Below are 24,883 nucleotides of genomic sequence, written 5' to 3' on the forward strand. Positions count from 1 at the left end.
CCCCTTATTATTTTATTCCTGCTCTTGCTGCGATTCTTGTTCTATTTTGGCTAATAATGACGAGAGGCCATAGCGTAAAATATACTTAACGATTGTTTTACGTTCAGTTTCTGTTAACTGATAATATGCCTCAGTCCAAATCTGGAATGCATCCATTCTCTGTGCTTGATAAGGCACTGATGGCTCGTAGACATTTAATTGCCCTTGAATGTCTGTAGGTAAGCTTTCAAAGTAATATTCTACCGCCTTCCCCTGAACACCTCTTTTACGTCGATTTTTCCAGCCTTCTCTTCGAGCCATCAGATTGATACCTTGAGGTGAAGTAGGAAGACCATCTATGCCTGCTAATTCTTTCGCAGTGAACCACAATTTTTTCATATTCTCACTTTTACGCTTAGCTTATATTTTGTAATCTGCTTTTGTCGCTATACCAAAGTTGTTTTGTTAAAAAATTCATTCGATTCAATACAGTATAAATTTATAGCTTAGTTATTTTTTATTAATTAAACTGACCAACGCCAACGCTCCCTCTCGTACAATAAACGCTAAAACCTTTACGCGTTCATCATAAGAAAGCTGGTTATATGCTGCCTGCCAGATATGCGATTGCTCCTCATGTTTAGCCTGATAAACCACCGGAGTTTCATACATAAAAACGTGTTCAGCAATATCGGAAGGGATGGAACTAATATGGTATTCCAATGCTTTACCTTGAATTCCTCTCCGTTTGCGACTAAGCCAATTTTCTCGTCTAGCCATCGCATTAATACCTTGAGTGCTCATAGGTAACCCCTGAATTCCCACTAACTCCTTAGCTGTTAGCCATTCCTTATTCATCATCGACTCTCCTTGTCGTACGAGTATCTCTCTTTATCGTTACCGAAAACTATTTCTATATAGCCTTTCACCATCATTGTGAATATTAAGAAATCATAAATAAATGATAGATGTTATTCACATTTTGTTTCTTATATAAAATGCATTAACAACACATTGAAAATGGTTTTTATCAATTATTGAGAAATATAAATCTTCACGATAAACAGAATAAATACATATAAACACAGAGATTTTCTTAATAACCAAATTTAGTTATTTTTATTTTCAAAGTCTTATCTTAATTCACAATAATCATTCTCATCTTTCTATTATTTTCAGAAAAATAACGACAGTTTCATAAAAATGAATATTTAGAAAAAATTAGAAATTATTATTGGAAATTTCTGTTATTTTATTTCCAATAACAGAGCAATTGTACTGAATGTATCACAATACTCTGTTAGATGTACCATTAACTCTCATGAATCTGAGTAAAAAAAGGATTAAAAAATGATGTTACGGAAATCGGATTGGCACCCAGCAGATATCATCGCAGCCCTACGAAAACGGGGAACAACACTTGCTGCTATTTCTAGGAAGGCAGGGCTTAGTTCATCGACTCTTGCAAATGCGCTGTCCAGACCTTGGCCTAAAGGAGAATGGATTATTGCAAATTTTTTAGGCATACACCCATCAGAAATTTGGCCTAGCCGCTATTACGACTCAATGACTGGGGATTTATTAGAAAGAAAGGCGAGAGAGAAAATAGAGCACGAAGAAAACGCGATATAGCAGAAACATAAGTTTCTATAAAAAAATCCATTGGTACGAATAATTAATTAAACTAAATAATTCACCCAAACCATTATTAATATATCTTTAGTTATGAAATCACTTTAAGAAGAAATTTTCATTATATTGAAACGGATACACTTAGCATAAAATAAAAGGGTTGAGTTGCATCAAGGCAACCCAACCCTTATTTATGAATGAATCATTAAAACAGCATTAGCCATTAATGAATTTTTCACCAAGCTCGATATCCGCTTTCAATACCTCTAACATCTCTTTCAGTGCTTTCTCTTCGAATGCACTTAATTTACCGATTGGTAAATGTTTTTCGATGCCATTTTTGCCTAATAATACAGGTTGAGCGAAGAAACGAGCGTGTTCACCGTCACCTTCAGTGTAAACACATTCAACAACGTTGCTTTCGCCTTGTAAACCACGGATAAGAGATAAGCCCAAACGTGCAGCTGCTTGGCCCATAGACAGAGTTGCTGATCCGCCACCCGCTTTTGCTTCAACAACTTCAGTACCCGCGTTTTGAATACGCTTAGTCAGAGCTGCAACTTCTTCATCAGTGAAGCTAACACCAGGAATTTGAGATAATAATGGCAGAATAGTAACGCCAGAGTGCCCACCAATAACTGGCACTTCGATTTCGCTTGTTTTCTTGCCTTTCAGTTCAGCAACAAAAGTATTTGAACGAATGATATCAAGTGTTGTTACACCGAACAGACGATTTTTATCGTAAACACCTGCTTTTTTCAGAACTTCAGCCGCGATAGCCACTGTCGTATTCACTGGGTTAGTGATAATACCGATCAGCGCTTTCGGGCAAGTTACTGCGATTTGTTGAATAAGATTACGTACAATGCCTGCGTTCACGTTGAATAGGTCAGAACGGTCCATACCCGGTTTACGTGCAACGCCCGCAGAAATTAATACTACATCCGCACCTTTCAGTGCTGGAGTGGCATCTTCACCTGCGAAACCAACAACTTTAACGTCTGTAGGGATGTGGCTTAAATCTGCGGCAACACCTGGAGTTACTGGTGCGATGTCGTAGAGGGAGAGTTCTGAACCTGCTGGGAGCTGGTTTTTGAGAAGAAGGGCTAGAGCCTGACCGATACCACCTGCTGCACCTAGGACTGCAACTTTCATTCTAAAACTCCTTAATTGTACTTTAAAAATATGAATTCATCTGACTACGCACTAAACACATTACTTATAAAAAACAATTCTTTAACAGTTAGAGAGAAGTGTTAACGCGAGATAAATTACCGACTGAATGACACCATTCTAAACAAATTCCTTATCTGTTAATGAGATAACGGACACTTTTTTAACAAATAGTTTTTATTGCTATTGTCTTTAACCCTAAGCACAACTTTATGTGTTGTTTTTTCCATCTTAATCATATGATTTAACAAAAATGAAACATATTTTAAGATGAAACTTAAGGCGCTTTTAAGTTAAATTTTGAGCCATTAATTTAAGATAGAGATAAAAACCTGACTGTAAATTCCTCTTTTAAATCGGCCATTAAATCATCAAAAACCAATTATCTTGCATAAAAATGCAGTTTTACGCATAATGCAACTCAATTTAATACCAAAAGATGGGTTAATTATGCGCACTGTGTCGAAACAAGAAGACTTGGTAAAAGCTTTTAAAGCTCTCCTGAAAGAAGAGAAATTTAGTTCACAAGCTGAGATTGTGGTTGCTCTTCAAGAACAAGGCTTCGAAAATATTAATCAATCTAAAATTTCCAGAATGCTAACCAAGTTTGGTGCGGTTCGAACCCGTAACGCAAAAATGGAAATGGTGTATTGCTTACCAAGCGAACCTGGGGTACCAACTGCGACGAGTCCACTCAAAAATCTGGTACTGGACGTTGATTACAACCACTCAGTTGTTGTGATCCGTACAAGCCCTGGTGCCGCACAGTTGATCGCACGCCTGCTAGATTCTCTAGGTAAAGCTGAAGGGATCTTAGGCAGCATTGCTGGAGATGATACGATTTTCTCCACACCAACCAATGACTTCACAACTCGTGAGCTGTACGAATCCATACTAGTCTTGTTTGAACAAGAACTTTAGCCCTTTTGAGGGATTATCTCGAAACCTAAAGAGGGAAAACCGTGTTATTTGAAATTTTAAGAAATATAATTCATTACGGTTTTCACTTTTTAGTTCCTTTTCTGTTTGGTTATCTATTCTGGCGAAAAAATTGGCAGTTAGCGGCATTATTGATGATCGCAACTATGGCGATCGATTTAGATCATCTTCTAGCTGACCCTATCTTTGATCCAGATCGCTGTGGTGTTGGCTACCACCCAATGCACACTATTTGGGCTGCAATTGCCTATGTGGTGTTATTTTTCTTCCCATCATGGAAATTAAAAGCGATTGCCGTGGGCTGTTTATTCCACTTATTTACCGATTCAGTAGATTGCTATATGGGAAGTATAAAGAAAGAGATGCAAACAACGGTGCTAAGCTGTTCAGGATTACCCGATCTGGCAGATATTGATTTACCACCACAGCGATAAAAATTGAAGCCCTAACAGAGTGTTAGGGCTTTTATTCTGATTACTCTTCAGGTTCAGCTTGCGCTTTCTTTTTCAAACCATCCAGTAATTTTTCGTGAATACCACCAAAACCACCATTACTCATCACTAAAATATGGTCACCCGGCTGAGCCGTTTCGATCACCATATTTGCCAGAGTATCCACATCGGCATGCCAATGCGCAGGTTGCACACAATGCTCAGCAATCTCAGTCACCATCCAAGGAATATTCGTTGGTTGGAATAAGAAGACTTCATCCGCACGACCTAATGCCGGTGCGATATCATTCTTATTGATGCCCATTTTCATGGTATTCGAACGTGGCTCAAGTACTGCGATAATCCGTGCTGTTCCGCCGACCTTGCTACGTAATGCTTCTAACGTCGCTAAAATAGCAGTTGGATGATGAGCAAAGTCATCATACACACTGACATCATTTTCAACACCACGTAGTTCAAGACGGCGACGAGCATTGATAAATTTATCCAATGCCAAACACGCTTCTTTTGCAGGCACACCCACATGATGCGCCGCTGCAATTGCCATCAAACCATTTTGAATATTGTGATTACCCACTTGAGACCAATTCACTTCCCCGACTTTTTGCTGCTGATAATGTACTTCAAAGCGGCTGCCATCGTGGTTCAGTTTCACGGCCTGCCATTCACCGTGTTCACCCACCAGTTCTTGTTCACTCCAACAACCCATATTCATGACTTGTTTGAGATTATTATCACTGTCAGGCATTAAAATTTTCCCGCTAGCAGGAACAAGACGAACGAGATGATGGAACTGTTTTTGAATTGCCTCAAGATTTTCAAAGATATCCGCATGATCGAATTCAAGGTTATTGAGGATCAACGTTTTCGGGCTGTAATGAACGAATTTTGAGCGCTTATCAAAGAATGCACAATCATATTCATCGGCTTCAATAACAAAGAATGGGCTATTACCAATCTTTGAGGAAACATCAAAATTACCCGGAACACCACCAATCAAAAAGCCTGGTTCGTAACCACAATCTTCGAGGATCCAAGCCAGCATTCCCGCAGTCGTTGTTTTTCCATGAGTTCCCGCAACGGCTAATACCCAACGCTCTGGAAGCACATGGTCATGGAGCCATTGTGGTCCTGATGTATACGGTAAACCTCTTTCTAAGACGGCTTCTACACAAGGATTGCCACGCGTCATTGCATTACCAATCACCACCATATCCGGAGCAGGATCTAGCTGAGCAGGGTCGTAACCTTGAATCAGTTCAATGCCTTGCTTTTCAAGCAATGTACTCATTGGCGGGTATACGTTCGCATCGGAGCCTGTCACTTTGTGTCCTAAAGAACGAGCCAAAATTGCCAAACTACCCATAAAGGTACCGCATATGCCTAAAATATGTATGTGCATTATTTTTCATCCAATAGCATGAGGTTTATCACTATTCTACTCATCAATCACAGGTTTATAAATGTATTAGCCTATTAATCTTTTTTTTATTTAGATAAACTCCTCGCCCAAGGGTACAATACGCCCCGCAAACCTCTGTCAATTTTATTCAGGACCTTCGTCATGAAAACATTAGGCGAATTCATCGTCGAAAAGCAACAAGATTTTTCTCATGCAACAGGTGAACTGACGGCATTACTGTCAGCGATCAAACTGGGCGCTAAAATTATCCATCGCGATATTAACAAAGCTGGACTCGTTGACATTCTCGGCGCTAGTGGTGTTTCGAATGTACAAGGTGAAGTTCAGATGAAGCTTGACCTGTATGCAAACGAAAAACTGAAAGCGGCTTTGAAAGCTCGCGGAGAAGTCGCCGGTATCGCCTCTGAAGAAGAAGATGACATTGTCATTTTCGAAGGTGACCGTGCAGAAAACGCGAAATATGTCGTTTTAATGGATCCATTAGATGGTTCTTCGAATATCGATGTAAACGTTTCCGTTGGTACAATCTTCTCAATTTATCACCGTATTACGCCAATTGGTCAATCGGTAACTGAAGAAGATTTCCTACAGCCTGGCCACCGCCAAGTTGCTGCTGGCTATGTAGTTTATGGCTCATCAACCATGCTGGTATATACAACAGGTTGCGGTGTTCATGCGTTTACTTACGACCCATCCTTAGGTGTATTTTGTCTTTCTCACGAGAAAGTAATGTACCCAGCAGAAGGAAAAATGTATTCCATTAACGAAGGTAACTATATCAAGTTCCCTATGGGCGTTAAAAAATACATAAAATACTGCCAAGAACAAGACGAAGCCACAAACCGCCCATACACTACGCGTTATATTGGTTCTTTAGTTGCAGACTTCCACCGCAACTTATTGAAAGGCGGTATCTATATTTACCCTAGCACTGCAAGCCACCCAACGGGGAAATTGCGCCTACTTTACGAATGTAATCCAATTGCATTCTTAGCAGAGCAAGCTGGCGGTAAAGCAAGTGATGGTACTAACCGTATATTGGATATTATTCCAAGCAAACTGCATCAACGTGTACCGTTCTTTGTCGGAACAAAATCCATGGTTGAAAAAGCAGAATCATTCATGAGTGAGTACCCAGACGCAGAATAACCAAACTGACTGTTTGAGCTGAAGGCGAGATTATCTCGCCTTTTTTGATGTAATTTCTTTCCAACTAGTGAGTTTTGCCTCTCTTTGCGGCTATAATAGCCTCCACGTTATTTTAAGCACTCATAAGGATACATTTTAATGGGCCTGAACAATGTACCGGCAGGTAAAGAACTGCCAGAAGATATCTACGTTATTATCGAAATTCCTGCTAACGCTGATCCTATCAAATATGAAGTTGATAAAGACTCTGGCGCACTGTTTGTAGACCGTTTCATGTCTACTGCAATGTTCTATCCATGCAACTATGGTTACATCAACAACACATTGTCTTTAGATGGTGACCCAGTTGACGTATTAGTCCCAACTCCATACCCATTACAGCCAGGTTCTGTCATTCGCTGCCGTCCAGTTGGCGTTCTGAAAATGACTGATGAGTCTGGTGAAGATGCGAAATTAGTGGCTGTCCCACACACTAAATTAAGCAAAGAATACGATCACATCAAAGATGTGAATGATATTCCTGAGCTGCTGCGTGCACAGATCACTCACTTCTTTGAACACTACAAAGATTTAGAAAAAGGTAAGTGGGTTAAAGTTGATGGTTGGGAGAATGCAGAAGCTGCTAAAGCTGAAATTATCGCTTCTTTCGAACGCGCTGCTAAAAAATAATAAGTTCTCTTCATCGAGATAGATGAATGATAAAAAGTTCTGGCAAATGCCGGAACTTTTTTTTGCTTATGACCCTATTAAAGCGCTCCTGTTCACAAAAACATTACTTTTAGTGATATATATCGTTCAAAACAGAACGCAACGCGGACAAATGAAACTAAACGCCAAATGATATTTAAATACTGAATTTATATATTATATTTAATTAAAAATGCAAAATATAAGCAAATAAAAAAACAATTTTAATAGATTAAAAATCTGTGACAATCCTAGCAATATATAAATATATTTTATTTTAAAAAACAATCTTTTATTTTATATATTTATATAAATATCAATCAACTAAGCAATTAATTTTATAAAATGATTACTTAGTTGATCATTTAAATAAATATAATCAGGTGTAGAGTATTCCCATAAATCATTAAATTCATAAATGTAAATGGGAGTCAATGATGGACCAATCTGAACTCATCGCTCGCCATAGTGCGAATCAATTAACCTCTGAGTTTGAGCACCAATATCAAAATATCGTGGCGAATTTCTTTAGCCGTGATCCTAAAAAATGGCCACTTTTTAATGATCCCCAAGTTCAGGCTATTACCCAATTCCGTAAAACGGTTTTAGCGGATAACCAACTGATCCATCACTATCCTAATGGCGCTGATCTACTGAGTCAGTTAAATAGTCAAACCCACGTTCAGCAACATATGAATTTTCCAGGAGCTCAACAAGATAACTTGTTAACTTTTGCTTCTGCACTGTGTAAAAACTGGGAGAACCCACTCGCCGTTGAAAATGTCATCGCCATGCCATCTGATCCCGCTTTATATGGCTCTATGCTAGGACTTTTAGGCAACCCAAACATGGTTTACTGTGAATATTCTGGCGTAGCAGATACCATGGAAAAAACCGTCATCAAAAAAATGGCCAACTTAATTGGCTATGATGAAAATCAAGCCTCGGGTCTGTTCACCCAAGGCGGTACCATGTGTAACTTATATGGCTACCTATTTGGGATCCGCAAAACGCTAAAAGATTCAAAACAGCTGGGCATGTCTGTTGATCAAGATTATCGGATCATCAACTCCCAAGGCGGTCACTATTCCAATATGACCAACCTTTCCTTGCTAGGCGTAGATATTCAAAATAAAACCATTCGGATTAAAGTCGCCTCAGACAACACTATCGACCTACACGATTTAGAGCAACAGATCCGCGCCTGTTATACCGTTCACTGTAAAATCCCAGTCATTTTATTGACCGCGGGAACCACTGACACCTTTGGTGTCGATGAAATCAAGCAGGTTTATGACTTAAGAAATCGCTTATGCGACGAATTTGAAATTAACGATAAGCCCCATATTCACGTCGATGCCGCAGTTGGCTGGCCAATTATTTTCTTTATTAACTATGATTTTAATAACAATCCATTAGCGATTAACGAAGCCACTTTATTTGGTTTACGCCATACGGTAGAAAAATTTAAGCAGCTAAAATATGCCGACTCGATAACTATCGATTTCCACAAATGGGGTTATGTTCCTTATACCTCTAGCCTAGTCATGGTACGTAATGGCGATGATTTTAAAGCGCTTGAGAACTCACCGGAAAACTTCACTTATTTTGAACATGATCTTGAAGGCCAAACTCACTTACAATCGACAATCGAATGTAGCCGAAGTGGGGTGGGAATCTTTGGAGCTTATGCAGGACTACACTATCTCGGTATCGAAGGTTACCAAACAATCATTGCCCATTGTCTACAAAACGCAAATTATATGCGTAACCAGTTAATTGAAATGGAAAATGCAGCTGTTATGGTTCCTCAAAATCAGGGACCGAGTGTAGGATTCCGGCTATATTCGCCTAAATTACAGGCTGATCCCCAAGCTATTTTTGACTATGAGCTAAGCTGTGCTAGCGATAAAGCCGCATATGAAACCATGATCCGTAACAGTAAATGGCACCGTAATATGTTCTTAACTCGGGGGAAATCAGGCTTGTTTACTAACTGGGTAGATTCTATCGCTTGCTCAACCTACGCTGAACATAACCGATTTGCCTATATTCCTGGGGAAAAAGCCGTATTTATGAACCCGACGACAGAGCGTCATCACATTGATGCATTTATTCAGATGCTCAAGGAAATGAGCCAAGCTTAACAAAAGAAAACGCCGGTAAGGTTTCCCTCTGCCGGCGTTCGTTCACATTGCTAATGACTTAATTAATTTTCTTCATGTCGTTTAAGCCAATCGCCACTTTTAATGTGGCGTAAACCTTCCACTGAGTGTTTGTAGAGATAAATCCACGCATTACCATAAGGTGTAGGAACTAACTCACGTTCATAATCCTGTGAGTTTTTCTTTAGTTCATCTAACTCCGTTAAGATTGAAGGGTTGATTCGATAAACTTCACACTCGATTGCCCCTCCGCCTTTAACAACCGCAGGATAATATCCGAGATCATACAACTCATAACCTTCTAGCTTATGCTCACCTAGCAGCTGAGCATAAGTCATCCAGTGATGATTGCCTTGCTTTTGCCTTAAACTGCCATAAACGATTACACGCATATATTAAAACTCAAATTGGTAAAGGAGATCTAAAGCCTGATTAACGCCAGAAATTGCTTCCAAATACAATTTTGGCATTACCCTATAACGTAAAGTGAGCGTCGCTAGTGAATCAAATATGCCAACTCCATACTTAACTTGCAAGTCGTTCGTAATTTTCCCACTAACAACCACTTGGGAACTATCTCCAACACCTTGGGTATCTACCGCCAGCTCAGACACACCAAATGTTTCGCCAATCTTACCGACCAACTGACCACTTTGGGCAACCCCTAAGCCAATCAACATAGAGGTCATTTGTGAACCATTAGCGTCACCACTATCCAATCCTTCCCCTCTTAACAAATAGGAAAGAGCTTCTTGCTGGGTTTTTGATGGCTCGGAGAAAATCTCCACCTTAGGTTTATCGGCTAATCCCGTCACTTTTACACCAGCAATTACATCATCTGCCGTATTTTCTGGATTACGAATCGCTTCTAAATTTAAGAATGGCTGGTCCGCAGGCCCGGAGAACAGAATTTGACCTTTACGAACGATCAAGTCTTGCCCGTAAGCGCGGAAACGTCCTGATGGAATATCCACTTGCCCGTTAAGACTCAACCCTTGCTTGTCTTGAATAACTTTCAGCAAACCGGTCAAACGCGCTTTTAACCCAAAAGCATCCAAGCGAACATCATCACCAATCTTGATATTTAAATTGGTTTGTATAGGAATTGACGCCTCTTTCGGATTAATAGGTTTTAAATCTTTATCCAGCATCACCACATCTGACGATGCACTGACCGCAGACTCTGGTAATTCTTGTACCGTAATTCGAGCCCATGGAATTGTCACGCTACCATTGAGAGTCAATAAATTCGGAGAGGCTTCTAACACCAAATCAGGTTGAACATCAATTTGAATCATCGGTGGCATTGCGACGCGCAAGTTAGTGCCCTTCGCCATCACTGTCGCACGCCATGCATCGATATTGCGCCAATCTGCATTTCCATCAATATTCAGGAAGCCGTCTGGCGTCTTGATTTGCCCAGTCATCACCGAACTGGTTCCGTTAAAATCAATACCTAACTGGCTATTTTGAATATCGAACGGGATCATCGCAGATTTAAGTTCTAAACCGGATAAGGAGACATTGCCGTTCATCAATGGATTATGAGCTGAACCACCTAGTCGTAAATTTGCATTCAAGTTGCCATTAGCGACTTCTTTTTCCCCTAACAACGGCTTAAGTAAGCCCAGAGTAATATTATTAATTTCAATATTACCGCCTAATATACGTCGTTTTTCGATATCCGTGACCTGAACATGACCTTTGAATTGTCCATTCTTTTCAATTCCCAACAACCATTGCAGATCTGCCTTGCCATTTTTTAATGCGGCACTCAGCGTTAGAGTGTCAAAAGCAATAGGTAAGCGGGCTCCATCCACAAACTGCACGACTTTAACGCCATTGCCGTTTAGGTCAACTTTCACTTGCGGCAGGCTACCATCTGCTTTCCAAACCGCATTCGCTTTACCCGTGAAAACGCCATGAACGCGAGTATCACTCGGCATAAACGGTTTAATCATCGCAAGGTCAAAACGCTCTAACACAATATCGGCACTACCGCTTTTACCCGCTTTAACCGGTTTTGGTACACACACCCGAGCATTCGGGTTAACCCAGCAATGGGAGCCAATCACAACTTCTTGTGTATGATTATTGTAATTGAGGGACATGGCTTGATTCAGTCGCCATTCACCCACTTCGGTATCAAATAACGTATTATTTAAGTTACCTTTCCAAATCTCAGTTTGACGATCAAAACTCCCTGCTAGCGCTAGCTGACCAGAAACGGGCTGCCCTGTGACATTCAGCTTGAGGGTATGTTGTTTTTCACTGCCTTTTGCATCGAGGGTTAGGTTGCTTATCACTAAATCGGCTTGACGTAATTGGCGAACCACCACCGACAAATCACCTTTAATTTGGTCACCTGTCGCAACGTTTCCTTTGATAGTTGCATTTTCTACCGTCAAATCTTGCCATCTCACACCGCGAGCCGTGATATCGGCAAGCGCTTGAGGGGCTTTCAAATCCCCACGTAGTTTTAAATCCCCAATAATCATGCCGCCCAATCCAGGCACTAAACCATTCAGTGCTGGCGCATTAATTTTTGCATCCAAATTCCATTTTTCAGCTAAGGAGCCTTTTAAATCAACGGTATTTTTACCCAGTGCTAAGTTAAAGCTTGGAATGTCCCATTGACCCGCAGCGTTACCTTTAGCTTGCCCACGAGCCTTCAATATGTGCTGTTTAACATTACCGTTTAAGGTAATTTCAGGAATCTCTAGCTGCCAGCTTCCCCCGTACAAACTACCTCGGGTTGCAATTTTACCATCGACCTTGGCTGGCCATTCCGGATACTGTTTCGCTGTATTAATGCCTGACAAAGTCAGAACCATATTCCAGCTGATCGCTTTACTCCAATCCGCAATACCAGAAATATCGGCATTACCCTGTAGGGCCGATAAACGTAAGCGAGTCAGATTGATATGTTCTTCATTTCCTTTGGCATCTAGTAATAATTTTGAGGGTGGAAGGTCTTGCCCTGTAATAGCCGAACGTAATGAAAGATCATAACTGGATGGTCGACCATTCAGTCGTAAACGTGTTCCATCGAGTTTATATTGGCTTTCCCCCACCAATGGCCACGTTAATTTTTGGCTTTCAAGAGTCAGTTCAATAGGAAAGTCAGCCTGAGAAAGATCCGTTTGAGCATCTAATTTAGCATTCACAGGGCCATTAAGGTTTAAAGCCAGCTTAAGCTCTTCGAGTAAGCCACCCTTCAGGGATAAATCGAGTTTTTGCCCACTAAGATCTTCTAACCGACTTTCACCAATAACGGATAATGCAACAGGCCATTTTTCTGCGAGGGAAATCGATCCTGAAATAGCGACTTTTCCTTGAGGCGCATCGACATTAAGTTGTTTTAATAATACGCTTTGACCACTATTCTCTAATTTCAAATTCAGGCTATTAATCGTGAGATCAGTTGCACCTTTTAATTGGAAATTAGACGCATGAATTCCTTCGACATTCAAATCGACAGGAAGAATAATCTCGGGAAGTTCGGCTAATAAGGGTTTTGAAAACAGCGCTTTGAGTTCTTCACCCAGTGGTTTTTGTTCTTCAATCGGCGCTTGAGGTACCACAGGCTGTACAGGAGTTTCCACTGTAGGTTCTTCGCTAACCGGTAAGCTTATCGCCAAATTGATAATGTCGGTTGGAATAATATTGATAGCTTTCTGCTGCCAAGTGATCCCGGTGGCAAACTTATCGAGGTCGATGACAGTACCATCTACATTGACGTGAGTATTCACTAACGCTAATTGGTTTAGGCGAATGGTAAGAGGCGCGTTCAGTTCCGTTAATGGCTCAGACGGCGGAGCCTCTTCCGATGGTGGAAACTGGCTAGTATCTACATTGACTGTCACCGTATCTGTCGAAAGATCATCAATACATACTTCACGGCTGGTCAGGCATTTTAAACGCCATGCTAAATGAATTTTCTTCGCATCTACATCGATACCCGGCATTTGGTATTTCACGCCAGACAGGGTTAAATCCTCAATCCCCCCATCAATGGACTCGATGGTTAATTCAGGAACTAAGCGAGTTGCTGTATTTAAGGCAAAATGTAGACCTGATTTGGTACCCAGTACCCAATACAACGCACCAACAACCAGAACTAATAGCAATAAAATGGTTATTGCTATCCATTTTAACCATTTCATCCACTTCATAGTTCTGTCCCCAATCCGATGTAAAACTGAATTTTATTATTATCTGGATCACCAATTGGCTTAGCTAAATCAAACTTAATCGGTCCAACAGGAGAGACCCAACGGATCCCTACACCAGCACCGGTTTTAAAATCGCTATTTTTAAAGTCATCAACCGCTTCACCACTATCAATAAACGTCGCTCCCCACCAGTTACCGGTGAAGTTATATTGGTATTCCACGGATCCTACTGCGAGCTTGGATGCCCCAGTTAACTGACCTTTATTATCTTCAGGAGAAATTTTCTGATAACCATATCCACGAACACTGCCATCCCCACCCGCGAAGAAACGTAAGTCTGGAGGAATTTTGTCAAAATTATTGGTTTCTATCCAACCTATATTGCCACGCACAACGAAGCGATGCCCTTCCCATGGGGTACGGATCCACACGTTTTTGGCTTGCAATACCATGAAATCAACGTTCGAGCCCCAAATCTTATTGGAGTAATCAATCGAATAACGCTGGCTATCACCCCATGTTGGCATAACCCCGCCCTTTTGGCGGATCCGACTCACGTTAGCCCCCGGATATAGCAGCATCGTGGTATTCGTCACGTCGGCTTGGGTAAAGTTACTCAGCATCCAGCGCATATTCACGCCGTATTGCCATCCCTTGGAGTAATCCCAGTTACGAGAAACGTTCAATGTCGTGGTATTCGACTGAGTATCGTTTAAGTCTGTGCGTTTAAAGCCCCCTTGAATCGCATAATATTGTTCAAGTGGATTAGCTTTCAGTGGGATTTTATAGCTGGCATCGATTAATTGTTCTGGCTGGGATAGACTGATACTAGAGGTTAAACTCTGCCCCCGAGAGTTAATCCACGGCTTATTCCACGTCGTCTTCAGTCTAGGTCCCACATCGGTAGCATAACCACCACCCAGCTCAATAAAGTTTTGCGCTCTTGGGCTCATGACCCCAACCATTGGCAATAAATCAGTATGCTCTGCACGCGCTTTGCGAATATCGGGTGTGACTAGCGAAGAGTTAAACCAGCCAGTTGATGCTAATCTTTGGTTATATTCAGCTAGCTGTTCGGAAGTGTAGTATTCGCCCTCTTTAAATGGTGACATGTTTTCAAGGTAATCCTCACGAATCTGCGATCCCTCAAAAGTCAGTTTGCCAAAACGGTAACGCTCCCCACTATCAAAATCAAAATCCCAATAAGCGGCGTGATGGTCAACGGAAATACCTAATTGGCTTTTTTCCATCACGGCATCAAAATAGCCTTTACGAATAGCTAAGCTACTGAACTTACCTTTAAAATCCTCGTATTCACCATCATTTTGGACCGTGCCATATTTAGGGGTATTGTTCTTGATCATTTTGGCGTAGTCAGGGTCAGTTTTGGCTCCGCCCTGTAACTCTACGTTGACACCCTGCACAAGAATAGGCTCACCGGGAATGACTTTTGCAGTCAAAATGGAGCGGGCAGGCGGTTTCTTTTCTTCATAACTAAATTCAACCGTCGGGTCATAATAACCCAGCGGTTTTAATCCTTCGCGAATCGCTTTTTCTACTCGAGCACGAAAACGCCCATTTGCAACCACTTCATCTTGTGAAATATTAGAAAGTTGAATACGGACGTTCTGATTGAGCTGCCCTTCAAGCCCTTCAATATTAAGGCGTAGATTTGCAGCAAATGCCGCAGGTACCGCCGCTGTTAGGCACAACATACAAAGGGTTAGATATTTCGACACGCCTGCTCCTAGGGTGATAGATAATTTGACTTATTACTGAATAACGGCTTATTTTGAGTAAAATGAATCACTGATACAAGTTTTTATCCCAATTTTTACTTTATTTCTATATTCACTGTATTTAGGAATCGCTATGTCTTTTAATCAATTTCAGTCCGTTAATACGCCACAGACCCTACCCGGTCGACAATCGACTATGGCGGTGTCACCTTACCATGCAGTGAACCATCATTCGATTGAGATTACTCCTAAGAATATGGAAATCCTCTATTTTGCGATGGGCTGTTTCTGGGGAGTGGAGCGACTATTCTGGCAGCAATCAGGGGTATATTCCACTTCAGCAGGCTATTGCGCTGGAAGTACGCCAAACCCAACGTATGAAGAAGTGTGTTCGGGGTTAACGGGCCATACTGAAGCCGTTCGAGTGGTATTCGACCCGGCGGTTATCAGTTTATCCCAGTTATTGGCGCTATTTTGGGAAAATCATGACCCCGCCCAAGGCATGCGTCAAGGTAACGATATGGGAACACAATACCGTTCGGGGATTTACACAACGACTGACGAACAGTTCCAACTTGCTGTTGAAACTCGTGATGCTTATCAACGTGCGATGGCAGCACAGGGCGATCATCGTTTGATTACTACTGAAATTCAGCCTATCGAGACGTTTTATTTTGCTGAAGACTATCACCAACAATACCTCTACAAAAACCCCAATGGTTACTGTGGGTTAGGTGGTATTGGTATTTGTCTACCCCCAGCTTGACACTGTTTTCGCCCTAAATACAATCTCTCATAAATTCGAGCTATCCCTAAGCACCGATAGCTCGAATGGTGACGAATGAACAAAGCTGGTGCTATACTAAACAAGATACCTACCAAAACTTATCAAATTGGAATATTCATTACGTTGCCTTTAGGAAATTCTGAATACAACATTCGCCCCCTAGAGGATTGGATAATTTATGCTAAACAGTTTATTAATCGTACTTTTATTATGTGCAATTAGCGCATTTTTTTCGTTGTCAGAAATTTCATTGGCAGCATCTCGTCGCATCAAACTGAAACTGATGGCCGACGAAGGCAATATTAACGCCGCTCGCGTTCTAAAATTACAAGAAATGCCGGGCAGGTTCTTTACTGTGGTACAAATTGGCTTAAACGCAGTTGCTATTTTAGCGGGTATTGTGGGTGAGTCTGCTTTTTCTCCTGCACTGCAACAATTTTTCATCCAGTTTTTATCCCCTTATTGGGCTCAGCAGTTTGCCTCTATTTTGTCATTTATCATTGTGACCAGCTTATTTATCTTAGTCGCAGACCTCACACCCAAACGTATTGGCATGGTTAAGCCAGAAGCTATCGCCATTCGTATTGTGAACCCAATGCGTTTTTGCTTAGCCGTCCTCAGCCCGTTAGTTTGGTTCTTTAATGGCTTATCCACCTTAATTTTTAAAATATTTAAGCTGCCTATCGCACGTAATGAAGACATTACGTCTGACGATATTTTTGCGGTCGTTGAAGCCGGTGCTGTCGCGGGTGTTTTACGTAAACAAGAACACGAATTAATTGAAAATGTCTTTGAACTCGAATCACGTACAGTCCCCTCAGCAATGACGGCACGTGAAAGTATCATCTATTTTGATAGGGACGAGTCTGAAGAGAGCATTAAGCATAAAATTTCAACCCAACCACATTCTAAATTCTTAGTCTGCTCAGGTGATATTGACCACATTATCGGCTATGTCGATTCTAAAGAGCTCCTGAATCGCGTACTGAATGGGCAAAGCCTAAGCTTGCGTGAAGGTGTACATATTCAGAATACCTTAATGGTTCCAGATACACTTTCGTTATCGGATACCTTAGAAGCCTTTAAAAATAATGGGGTAGATTTCGCCGTAGTTCTTAATGAATATGCGCTCGTTATGGGGATTATTACCATTAATGACGTCATGATAACGTTAATGGGTGACTTGATTGGCCCAGGGCAAGAAGAGCAAATTGTTGCCCGTGATGAAAACTCTTGGCTGGTTGATGGAGGAACCCCTATTGAAGATGTTCAACGGACTTTGGATATCGATGAGTTTCCTGATTTTAGTAACTATGAAACCATTGCTGGCTTTATGATGTATCGCTTGCGAAAGATGCCAAAACGCACCGATTATGTGAAATATGCAGGTTATAAATTTGAAGTGGTCGATATTGATAACTACAAAATTGACCAGCTGTTAGTCACTCGAATTACCGCAACGCCATCGCCAGTTGTTGTTCAAGCCGGAAGTAATGAAACGGCGGACGCTAAATCACAGACTAAAAACTCTCATTAATCGCGAAGCCGTTTCTATGAACACGCCACCTTGTGTGGCGTTGTTATTCTTTAAGGTAATTAGCGATATCTAAAACACGCTAATTGCCTTTTATCCCAACTCAGTCCTCAATAATACCACTTGCTTATTGACTTCATTCATTACGCTATAGTGAGTCTTATCACCGATTTTCGGTGGCAAAATCTTCCCATTATTAAATTCGAAAGCGCCAAAATCCTTAATATAGAGCCTACCGCTGAATAGTGTTTTCACATAAAGAGCAATTTTCGATGGGTTGTAATGCTTAAAAATTTTCATTAGAACTTCTCTCCATTTTGTTCCGACGATATTGAGTGCGACATATCGCTCAGTAATCATAGACTAGAAAATTTCGTTTTGGTTCTAACATTGCAAATTTATTCAAAAGACTGACATAAGATGACACTGTAAACTCGCTGCATAATCATTAATAGACATTATATTTATGCTGAATTTTACAGAAATGTTAATTTTTAGCTTGCAACTCATCCGATGAGCTATGCTATAACTATCCGTGCAAAAAACACTCATACACCAATAATGACAAAACGACCTCTAAAGGCATCCCTATGATAAGAAAATTTATTCTATTAGCCTGTTTACTTGGGTTATCTTCAACCGCACTTGCAATTAATATTCAATTAAATCAACCCGTCCCCGCCGTTTCTGTCTCAGATAAAGGGGAATTAGTTATCAATAATGCAGGAAAATTTGCCTACCAACCGTGGCGTAGCCAACAGTTGATAGGCAAAGTTCGTACTATTCAACATATTGCAGGTCGTTCTTCCGCTAAGGAGCTGAATGCCCCGCTCATTGAAGCCATTAAGCAAGCAAAACTTCCCCACGATAGATATCAAACCACCAGCATCATCAACACAGACGACGCCATTTTCGGTACCGGTGTATTTGTCAAAAATAGCGTTGAAGACAGTAAAAAAGAGTTCCCATACTCACAGTTTATTGTCGATGCCGATGGCTTAGTAAAAAATGCATGGGGTTTAGCGCCAGAAAGCTCAGCAATTATTATTTTAAATAAACAGGGTAATGTACTGTTTTATAAGGATGGTGCTCTAACACCTCAAGAAATTAATAAAGCGATTAGTGTATTAGTAGCTGAATTAGAAAAACAATAGGTAAGCTTGAGGGAAGTCATTCCGTTAATATTGAAATGCTTCTGTGCACAAAATGAGTCGGTGCACAGAAGCTTCTTAAGATATACCGGTAAGTATCGAGAATGCTTTAGAGAAATAATATCCTATTACGATTACATTTAAGCTAATTATGCTGCCAGCGCCTTAATCAAGATTTTGCATAAATCAGGTTTTTTTATGCACTCCAACTAATTAACACCCTAAAGCCACCCTCTTGAACATTTTCAAAAGCCAACGATAAATGATGCAATTGAGCAATTCGTTTCGCGATCGATAACCCTAAACCGCTGCCTGTTTTTTCTTGCCCTGGAGGGCGATAGAAGCGCTCCCCTAAACGACTTAACACCTCGGGAGTCACGCCAAAACCATCATCCTTCACTTCTAAATAATCGCGATGTAAGTTGAGTTCAATTCGACCGGGTTGTTTACCATATCGAATCGCATTATGGAGTAAATTCCTCAAAAGCACGCATAACAGTAATTGCTGCCCTTTAAATACGGGGGGCTCATCAGTAATTGTAATATCAATGGTGACCTGATTGGCTTGCGCCTCTGAAGCGATATCCCTCACAGCAATTTCAATTAGCTCTCCCCAAGAAACATCACTGAGATCCTCTAACTGATTGGACGATTCTAAGCGTGACAGTGTGAGTAATTGATCTACCAGCCGTGTTGCACGATCAATCCCTTCTGAAAGATTCGCCACAGCATGCTCTCGAATGGCAGGATCATTACCCGCGATTTGTACCACTTCAGCTTGAACTTTCAATGCCGCTAAAGGGCTACGTAATTCATGTGCCGCATCGGATGTAAATTGCCTCTCACGTAAAAACATCTGGTTTATTTTTTCGAATAAACCATTTAAGGAGTCAAGGATCGGTTTCGCTTCATTGGGTATAGCGGGTACCATCACCGCACCTAATTCATTCGGCTTACGTAAGCGTAATTGTCGGGCAACATCTTTTAATGGTTTCAATGCGCGGGTTAATAGCCATAAAAAAACAATCAACATAATCGGTAAAGCAATCATCCAAGGTACGAACTGCGCCACCATAATGCTGGTTGCCATATCTTGTCGATATTCCCACTCTTGTCCCACTGCAATAATATGCTGTCCATCAACGGACTTTAACCAGACAAAGCGCCAACGGTCATTACTTCCCTTGAGATTGCCTTCAGCAAAACCTTCTCGCTCAAATTGGAAAGCAATTTTTCGCCCATTGTCCCCATCATTGAGCAGCATTTCTCCGCTAGGATTAAAAATCGCAAATGCTAATGCATCATCATCTTGGCTACCGCGATTTTTGCGTAGCAATTTTTTAGTTTTACTCAATGAAGTTTCTGGGGAGTCCAAATCTGAATGCAAAACTGATAAACGCTTTGCAAACACCATTTGCTGAGTATCAAACAATTCATTAATTGTTTTATAGGTTTGATACCACGCAAGGGAACTGGCAATTCCCCATGTCATTAACGATAAAAGAAGCAACATCAACGTGAGTTTTAATCTCAAGCTAAATGTTTTCATCACGCATCCCCTAACCTATAGCCAACACCATGAACAGTTTGAATAAATTTAGCGCCCAATTTACGTCTAAGATGATGGATATGAACTTCAACCGAGTTACTCGATACTTCCTCATCCCAGTTATAAAGCTTTTCTTCAATTAAACTACGGGATAAAACCTTTTTAGGGTTGTGTAAAAACAGTGACAATAAAGCTAGCTCTTTCCCTTTGAGTTGTACCGGCTTTCCTTGACAAGTCACTGTCATTGCCTGTGGATCCATTTCCACATCCCCATGAATTAAGGTTGGAGATAACTGCCCACTGCGCCGACGAATGAGCGCCTGCAAACGAGCAGCAACTTCCATTAAGGCAAAGGGTTTACACAGATAATCATCCGCACCTTGCTGTAATCCTTGAACTCGCTGATCCAGTGCATCTCGAGCAGTTAAAATCAATACTGGCTCATCACGACCTTCTTTACGCCAATATTTTAAAATATCCATTCCATCGATATTCGGGAGAGAAAGGTCGAGAATAACGGCATCATAAGGCGCATCAAATAAGGCTTGCTGCCCTTGCTTGCCATCCATAAACCAATCCATCGTGAAACCAAGTTGTGTTAATCCCACCTTTAAACCATCACCAATTAATCGGTCATCTTCCACTAAAAGAATGCGCATTGTTACCTCCACCTCGAATATTGTTATATTTATCCTATAAAATGAGCCATGACCAGCTACGATCGTGTAAATACAAAATATATATTTTTTATTTGAGTTCTTAAGATTCTGTTAAGATTTTCTTGGTTAAATACATCCCGTAAACCAAATATCAGGTTCCTAACGGAGAAATAAAATATGAAAAAGCTACCTTTGATTACTTTAGTTGCTGCCCTCGCTACCGCCCCTGTTTTTGCTGCTACTGGTGGTTTCTCAGGCCCAAGTGACATTAAAAATAACACAGCGCAAACCACACAAACTCAAGCGGGTGGTTTTTCAGGTCCAAATGTCAGTGAAACAACCGTCGCAAAAGCCCTTGATATGGCTGATGACAGCTGGGTAATCTTACGCGGTAATATTGTTAAGCAATTAGACCGTAAGCATTATGAATTTACCGATGGCACTGGCACTATGACCATTGAAATCAGTGACAAACGTTGGAATGGTTTGAACGTAACGCCAAAAGATAAAGTCGAAATTCGTGGTGAAATTGATAAAGACTGGAACTCTAAAAAAGTTGAAGTAAAACAAATCAATATTATTAAATAATCATCGTCACCTCAAAAAGCCAGCAGAATTCAAAGCCTGCTGGCTTTTATTATTTTTTGCGCATTTTCTGACTATTTTCCCTTTCCATTTATAGTGTTAAATTAGCTTCACCTTTCCTCTTTCTATAACACTTATTCATGAAACAGCCCCAAGTTCGAAATATCAGTGAGAAATTACTTTCCGATAATTGGTACATTCTCAAAAAATATACCTATGAGCTACAAAGGCATGATGGTAGCTGGCAGCAACAATCTCGAGAGGTTTACGACCGAGGCGATGGTGCCGTTATCTTGTTATATAACAAAGTGAAAAATAGCATTATTCTTATTCGCCAATTTAGAATGCCAATGTATGTCGCTGGGTACCAACAATTGTTGGTTGAAGCCGCTGCAGGTTTATTGGAAGGAGCATCACCCGAAGCCAGAATTATTGCTGAAGCCGAAGAGGAAACTGGATACCAAATTAATAATATTGAAAAGGTATTCGAAGCGTTTATGAGCCCCGGTTCGGTGACTGAAAAACTCCATTTTTATATCGCCGAATACAGTGATAAAGACCGTCACAGTGAAGGTGGTGGACTCGCTGATGAAGGTGAAGATATCGAAGTCATGGAATGGTCGTTTCCTGATGCTTTCAACGCCATAAAAAGCGGAGATATTGTGGATGGAAAAACCATTATGCTCATCCAACATCTCGCTATTAGTGGAATTTTAAACATAAATCCCTAATTGCATTTAGTGGGTGAAATTATCTTATTTCGCCCACATTAAATCATCATAAAAAGAAATTTTCGGACTGTTATTCATATCCTATAAAATTTATTTTTATCAAATTACAATTTATTACATTATCAATTAACGAGCATCATAACTAGATAAACAAAAGTATGAAATAAAGATTAAACTAAAAATAAAGTACTATCTATCAATATACTGATTTACAACGCGAATGAAGCGTAATCCATCATCAAAATAAAGCCATCGGTAAAGAATAATTTATCAAAATAAATTATTTATAAATAATTGTTGGCGACGAATTTAAATAATAATTTTGACCTACCGAATAAAAAACTTTAGATTTAAAGGCATCTTTCTATCTCTGATTTTAATAATTTCAATTATGTATTTCAGAAATCGAAGCATTGAAAATTATCTTAATGATTAAGCCATATTATTCTTAATTGAGGAGTTAATAAGATGATACGTTGTATTCGTATGTGGACAGGTGAAGACGGTAATTCTCTGTTTGAAGAAGGTACCGTCGAGCTCAATAGCGTTGCTCGCGGTGATGATCAAAGCCCTATCATTGGTGTTAAAGAACTTACCTTTCGTGAAACAGTTTCGGGTGGATCTTGGGATTGGCATAAAGATCCCGTTCCTCGCTATGTCATCACCCTCAGCGGCACTTTAGAATTTGAAACCAAAGACGGTTCTAAATTTATTATTAATCCAGGCGACATTTTACTTGCACAAGATAACACGGGCACAGGACATAAATGGCGATTGATTGGTGATGATCCATGGCGCCGTGCATATGTGGTGTATCAAGAAGGCACAGACTTGTGCTTCACTCCGACTAAAAAATAGGTATTTTCCATGACTAAACCCATTGCAGAAAATATTGATGTTGCCCTAATTGGGGCAGGGATCATGAGTGCAACACTCGGTACCTTTCTAAAAGAACTTGAACCTAATTTAAATATTGCTGTATTTGAAAGACTTAACGATTGCGCACAAGAAAGCTCTCATCCGTGGAATAACGCAGGAACAGGGCATGCTGCCAACTGCGAAATGAACTATACCCCACCAAACCCAGATGGCACGGTAGATATTAGTAAAGCGCTGGAAGTTAATACCGAGTTCGACCTATCTCGCCAATTATGGTCATACTTAGTCACTAAGGGAAAAATTAAAAATCCACGGGATTTTATCCACCCTTGCCCGCACATGAGTTTTGTTTCTGGTGCCGATAATATTAAATTTTTGCAGCAACGTTTCCGTCAAATGTCAGCCCATCACTGCTACCACAATATGGAATACAGTGATGATCTGAAGCAGATTGATGAATGGGCACCATTAGTTGTTGAAGGTCGTGATCCTGATGAAAAAATCGCAGTAACCCGTGTTGTTACAGGTGCTGATGTGGATTATGGTGCATTAACTCACTTGTTAATGGCGCAACTCAGTGAGCAAAGTGGGTTCTCAATTCACTATAAACATGAAGTTATTGATGTGACGCAGACTCCTGATGGGCGTTGGAATATCGAAATTAAAAATCTCGTGACTCACGAAAAAACCATCACATCCGCAAAATTTGTGTTTGTCGGGGCTGGTGGTCGAGCGATTGAATTACTGCAAAAATCCGAAATTCCTGAAGGTAAAGGCTACGGTGGATTCCCAGTCAGTGGAATTTGGTTGCGCTGCGATGATGAACAAATTGCTGCACGCCATCATGCAAAAGTGTACGGCAAAGCAGATAAAGGTTCTCCACCCATGTCTGTCCCTCACTTAGATACCCGCATTATTGGTGGAAAACGTTCCTTATTGTTTGGCCCATATGCCGGTTTTTCCAGTAAGTTTCTAAAACACGGTTCTTATCTGGATCTGTTTGACTCCATCAGACTGAACAATATTGAGCCGATGTTAGAAATCGCTAAAGATGACTGGTCTCTGGCGGAATATTTAGTTGGGCAAGTGCTGCAAACTTCTGCTCATCAATTCTCTATGCTGCAAAAATTCTACCCAGATGCCCAGCGTGAAGATTGGAAAGAAGTGGTCGCAGGTCAACGAGTACAAATCATCAAACCTGACCCTGTGAAGAAAGGCGTTCTGGAATTTGGTACTGAGCTAATCACCAGTGCAGATAAATCCTTTACTGTCTTGATGGGCGCATCTCCTGGTGCATCAACAGCTGCCTTTATCGCGTTGAATATCTTGAAAACCTGCTTCGATGATCAACTCGAATCTGATGGTTGGAAAGCCCGCTTGAAAGAGATCATTCCAACCTATGGAATCGATTTAAAACAAGACGCAAAAGCCTGTTTAGATATTCGTACCGCAACAGCAAAAGTGTTACAGCTGGATAATTAATCAGCTATTTGTT

At 40.7% G+C, this 24,883-nt stretch carries 23 protein-coding genes; 13 read left to right on the forward strand and 10 right to left on the reverse strand.

Features of this window, described 5'->3' with window-relative positions; all coding sequences use genetic code 11:
* Positions 1-12 precede the first annotated feature (12 nt).
* Both PROVRUST_RS09225 and PROVRUST_RS09230 read right to left on the reverse strand, forming a co-directional pair.
* Entirely contained in the window at positions 13-378 is a 366-nt protein-coding gene (locus tag PROVRUST_RS09225; RefSeq protein WP_006814521.1) for a DNA-binding protein, read from the reverse strand.
* Positions 379-489: 111 nt separating this feature from the next.
* Complete coding sequence (locus PROVRUST_RS09230; protein ID WP_039854992.1) at positions 490-837, reverse strand: DNA-binding protein; 348 nt, start codon at positions 835-837, stop codon at positions 490-492.
* A 492-nt stretch (positions 838-1,329) separates the two neighbouring features.
* Here PROVRUST_RS09230 and PROVRUST_RS09235 point away from each other — a divergent pair, with 492 nt between their 5' ends.
* Positions 1,330-1,611, forward strand: coding sequence for a helix-turn-helix domain-containing protein (locus PROVRUST_RS09235; protein WP_006814523.1), 282 nt, complete (start codon positions 1,330-1,332; stop codon positions 1,609-1,611).
* 216 nt (positions 1,612-1,827) lie between these two features.
* Here the strand turns inward: PROVRUST_RS09235 and mdh are convergent, their stop codons facing one another.
* Positions 1,828-2,766, reverse strand: coding sequence for a malate dehydrogenase (gene mdh / locus PROVRUST_RS09240; protein WP_006814524.1), 939 nt, complete (start codon positions 2,764-2,766; stop codon positions 1,828-1,830).
* A 468-nt stretch (positions 2,767-3,234) separates the two neighbouring features.
* Between mdh and argR the strand changes: the two genes are divergently transcribed.
* Positions 3,235-3,705, forward strand: a complete 471-nt coding sequence (argR, locus tag PROVRUST_RS09245; protein WP_039854857.1) for a transcriptional regulator ArgR — start codon at positions 3,235-3,237, stop codon at positions 3,703-3,705.
* A gap of 41 nt (positions 3,706-3,746) precedes the next feature.
* Positions 3,747-4,157: a DUF6122 family protein gene (locus PROVRUST_RS09250; RefSeq protein WP_006814526.1), complete on the forward strand. Its 411-nt coding sequence runs from the start codon at positions 3,747-3,749 to the stop codon at positions 4,155-4,157.
* Positions 4,158-4,197: 40 nt separating this feature from the next.
* Here PROVRUST_RS09250 and mpl read toward each other — a convergent pair whose 3' ends face one another.
* Entirely contained in the window at positions 4,198-5,577 is a 1,380-nt protein-coding gene (gene mpl, locus PROVRUST_RS09255; protein ID WP_039854859.1) for a UDP-N-acetylmuramate:L-alanyl-gamma-D-glutamyl-meso-diaminopimelate ligase, read from the reverse strand.
* A 162-nt stretch (positions 5,578-5,739) separates the two neighbouring features.
* Between mpl and fbp the strand changes: the two genes are divergently transcribed.
* From fbp to PROVRUST_RS09270, 3 genes are all read left to right on the forward strand, one after another.
* The gene (gene fbp / locus PROVRUST_RS09260) at positions 5,740-6,747 is read left to right on the forward strand and encodes a class 1 fructose-bisphosphatase (protein ID WP_006814528.1); all 1,008 of its coding nucleotides are present in this window, start codon (positions 5,740-5,742) and stop codon (positions 6,745-6,747) included.
* A gap of 138 nt (positions 6,748-6,885) precedes the next feature.
* The gene (gene ppa, locus PROVRUST_RS09265; protein ID WP_006814529.1) at positions 6,886-7,416 is read left to right on the forward strand and encodes an inorganic diphosphatase; all 531 of its coding nucleotides are present in this window, start codon (positions 6,886-6,888) and stop codon (positions 7,414-7,416) included.
* 455 nt (positions 7,417-7,871) lie between these two features.
* Positions 7,872-9,581: a pyridoxal phosphate-dependent decarboxylase family protein gene (locus tag PROVRUST_RS09270; protein WP_039854861.1), complete on the forward strand. Its 1,710-nt coding sequence runs from the start codon at positions 7,872-7,874 to the stop codon at positions 9,579-9,581.
* Between the two features lie 62 nt (positions 9,582-9,643).
* On the opposite strand, the gene PROVRUST_RS09275 is transcribed toward PROVRUST_RS09270, so the two are convergent.
* The 3 genes from PROVRUST_RS09275 to tamA are packed head-to-tail and all read right to left on the reverse strand — an operon-like array spanning position 9,644 to position 15,513.
* Positions 9,644-9,991 (reverse strand): gamma-glutamylcyclotransferase family protein, encoded by a 348-nt coding sequence (locus PROVRUST_RS09275; protein ID WP_006814532.1) that lies wholly within the window; start codon positions 9,989-9,991, stop codon positions 9,644-9,646.
* A gap of 3 nt (positions 9,992-9,994) precedes the next feature.
* Positions 9,995-13,774 carry an autotransporter assembly complex protein TamB gene (gene tamB / locus PROVRUST_RS09280; RefSeq protein ID WP_006814533.1) on the reverse strand — a complete coding sequence of 1,260 codons (3,780 nt, stop codon included), beginning with the start codon at positions 13,772-13,774 and terminating at the stop codon, positions 9,995-9,997.
* A complete protein-coding gene (gene tamA, locus PROVRUST_RS09285) occupies positions 13,771-15,513 on the reverse strand; it encodes an autotransporter assembly complex protein TamA (RefSeq protein WP_039854862.1) in 1,743 nt (580 codons plus the stop codon). The genes tamB and tamA overlap by 4 nt, the downstream gene beginning before the upstream one ends.
* Before the next feature lie 133 nt (positions 15,514-15,646).
* Between tamA and msrA the strand changes: the two genes are divergently transcribed.
* Together msrA and paeA are read left to right on the forward strand one after the other, a co-directional pair.
* Complete coding sequence (msrA, locus tag PROVRUST_RS09290) at positions 15,647-16,279, forward strand: peptide-methionine (S)-S-oxide reductase MsrA (protein ID WP_006814535.1); 633 nt, start codon at positions 15,647-15,649, stop codon at positions 16,277-16,279.
* Between the two features lie 199 nt (positions 16,280-16,478).
* Positions 16,479-17,837 carry a polyamine export protein PaeA gene (paeA, locus tag PROVRUST_RS09295; protein WP_039854864.1) on the forward strand — a complete coding sequence of 453 codons (1,359 nt, stop codon included), beginning with the start codon at positions 16,479-16,481 and terminating at the stop codon, positions 17,835-17,837.
* Positions 17,838-17,927: 90 nt separating this feature from the next.
* Here the strand turns inward: paeA and PROVRUST_RS09300 are convergent, their stop codons facing one another.
* Positions 17,928-18,134, reverse strand: coding sequence for a DUF1107 domain-containing protein (locus PROVRUST_RS09300; protein ID WP_039854865.1), 207 nt, complete (start codon positions 18,132-18,134; stop codon positions 17,928-17,930).
* Between the two features lie 290 nt (positions 18,135-18,424).
* Between PROVRUST_RS09300 and PROVRUST_RS09305 the strand changes: the two genes are divergently transcribed.
* Entirely contained in the window at positions 18,425-18,988 is a 564-nt protein-coding gene (locus tag PROVRUST_RS09305) for a YtfJ family protein (protein ID WP_006814539.1), read from the forward strand.
* A 193-nt stretch (positions 18,989-19,181) separates the two neighbouring features.
* Here the strand turns inward: PROVRUST_RS09305 and qseC are convergent, their stop codons facing one another.
* Together qseC and qseB are read right to left on the reverse strand one after the other, a co-directional pair.
* Positions 19,182-20,534, reverse strand: coding sequence for a quorum sensing histidine kinase QseC (qseC, locus tag PROVRUST_RS09310; RefSeq protein WP_006814540.1), 1,353 nt, complete (start codon positions 20,532-20,534; stop codon positions 19,182-19,184).
* Positions 20,534-21,193: a quorum sensing response regulator transcription factor QseB gene (qseB, locus tag PROVRUST_RS09315; RefSeq protein ID WP_006814541.1), complete on the reverse strand. Its 660-nt coding sequence runs from the start codon at positions 21,191-21,193 to the stop codon at positions 20,534-20,536. Before qseB ends, qseC begins: the two co-directional genes overlap by 1 nt.
* 177 nt (positions 21,194-21,370) lie before the next feature.
* Here qseB and PROVRUST_RS09320 point away from each other — a divergent pair, with 177 nt between their 5' ends.
* From PROVRUST_RS09320 to mqo, 4 genes are all read left to right on the forward strand, one after another.
* The gene (locus tag PROVRUST_RS09320; RefSeq protein WP_006814542.1) at positions 21,371-21,781 is read left to right on the forward strand and encodes a YgiW/YdeI family stress tolerance OB fold protein; all 411 of its coding nucleotides are present in this window, start codon (positions 21,371-21,373) and stop codon (positions 21,779-21,781) included.
* Between the two features lie 137 nt (positions 21,782-21,918).
* Complete coding sequence (locus PROVRUST_RS09325) at positions 21,919-22,509, forward strand: NUDIX hydrolase (RefSeq protein ID WP_006814543.1); 591 nt, start codon at positions 21,919-21,921, stop codon at positions 22,507-22,509.
* 468 nt (positions 22,510-22,977) lie between these two features.
* Positions 22,978-23,367, forward strand: a complete 390-nt coding sequence (locus PROVRUST_RS09330) for a cupin domain-containing protein (RefSeq protein WP_172459973.1) — start codon at positions 22,978-22,980, stop codon at positions 23,365-23,367.
* Positions 23,368-23,376: 9 nt separating this feature from the next.
* Positions 23,377-24,870 carry a malate dehydrogenase (quinone) gene (gene mqo, locus PROVRUST_RS09335; protein WP_006814545.1) on the forward strand — a complete coding sequence of 498 codons (1,494 nt, stop codon included), beginning with the start codon at positions 23,377-23,379 and terminating at the stop codon, positions 24,868-24,870.
* The last annotated feature ends 13 nt before the right edge of the window (positions 24,871-24,883 follow it).

Origin of the sequence: Providencia rustigianii DSM 4541 (assembly GCF_000156395.1) — a bacterium.
Lineage (GTDB): Bacteria > Pseudomonadota > Gammaproteobacteria > Enterobacterales > Enterobacteriaceae > Providencia > Providencia rustigianii.

What these genes read in the sequence shown, in the direction of transcription:
- PROVRUST_RS09225 (WP_006814521.1), bottom strand. Translation starts at nt 378, where the DNA reads ATGAAAAAATTGTGGTTCACTGCGAAAGAATTAGCAGGCATAGATGGT.
- PROVRUST_RS09230 (WP_039854992.1), bottom strand. Translation starts at nt 837, where the DNA reads ATGAATAAGGAATGGCTAACAGCTAAGGAGTTAGTGGGAATTCAGGGG.
- PROVRUST_RS09235 (WP_006814523.1), top strand. Translation starts at nt 1,330, where the DNA reads ATGATGTTACGGAAATCGGATTGGCACCCAGCAGATATCATCGCAGCC.
- mdh (WP_006814524.1), bottom strand. Translation starts at nt 2,766, where the DNA reads ATGAAAGTTGCAGTCCTAGGTGCAGCAGGTGGTATCGGTCAGGCTCTA.
- argR (WP_039854857.1), top strand. Translation starts at nt 3,235, where the DNA reads ATGCGCACTGTGTCGAAACAAGAAGACTTGGTAAAAGCTTTTAAAGCT.
- mpl (WP_039854859.1), bottom strand. Translation starts at nt 5,577, where the DNA reads ATGCACATACATATTTTAGGCATATGCGGTACCTTTATGGGTAGTTTG.
- fbp (WP_006814528.1), top strand. Translation starts at nt 5,740, where the DNA reads ATGAAAACATTAGGCGAATTCATCGTCGAAAAGCAACAAGATTTTTCT.
- ppa (WP_006814529.1), top strand. Translation starts at nt 6,886, where the DNA reads ATGGGCCTGAACAATGTACCGGCAGGTAAAGAACTGCCAGAAGATATC.
- PROVRUST_RS09270 (WP_039854861.1), top strand. Translation starts at nt 7,872, where the DNA reads ATGGACCAATCTGAACTCATCGCTCGCCATAGTGCGAATCAATTAACC.
- PROVRUST_RS09275 (WP_006814532.1), bottom strand. Translation starts at nt 9,991, where the DNA reads ATGCGTGTAATCGTTTATGGCAGTTTAAGGCAAAAGCAAGGCAATCAT.
- tamB (WP_006814533.1), bottom strand. Translation starts at nt 13,774, where the DNA reads ATGAAGTGGATGAAATGGTTAAAATGGATAGCAATAACCATTTTATTG.
- msrA (WP_006814535.1), top strand. Translation starts at nt 15,647, where the DNA reads ATGTCTTTTAATCAATTTCAGTCCGTTAATACGCCACAGACCCTACCC.
- paeA (WP_039854864.1), top strand. Translation starts at nt 16,479, where the DNA reads ATGCTAAACAGTTTATTAATCGTACTTTTATTATGTGCAATTAGCGCA.
- PROVRUST_RS09300 (WP_039854865.1), bottom strand. Translation starts at nt 18,134, where the DNA reads ATGAAAATTTTTAAGCATTACAACCCATCGAAAATTGCTCTTTATGTG.
- PROVRUST_RS09305 (WP_006814539.1), top strand. Translation starts at nt 18,425, where the DNA reads ATGATAAGAAAATTTATTCTATTAGCCTGTTTACTTGGGTTATCTTCA.
- qseC (WP_006814540.1), bottom strand. Translation starts at nt 20,534, where the DNA reads ATGAAAACATTTAGCTTGAGATTAAAACTCACGTTGATGTTGCTTCTT.
- qseB (WP_006814541.1), bottom strand. Translation starts at nt 21,193, where the DNA reads ATGCGCATTCTTTTAGTGGAAGATGACCGATTAATTGGTGATGGTTTA.
- PROVRUST_RS09320 (WP_006814542.1), top strand. Translation starts at nt 21,371, where the DNA reads ATGAAAAAGCTACCTTTGATTACTTTAGTTGCTGCCCTCGCTACCGCC.
- PROVRUST_RS09325 (WP_006814543.1), top strand. Translation starts at nt 21,919, where the DNA reads ATGAAACAGCCCCAAGTTCGAAATATCAGTGAGAAATTACTTTCCGAT.
- PROVRUST_RS09330 (WP_172459973.1), top strand. Translation starts at nt 22,978, where the DNA reads ATGATACGTTGTATTCGTATGTGGACAGGTGAAGACGGTAATTCTCTG.
- mqo (WP_006814545.1), top strand. Translation starts at nt 23,377, where the DNA reads ATGACTAAACCCATTGCAGAAAATATTGATGTTGCCCTAATTGGGGCA.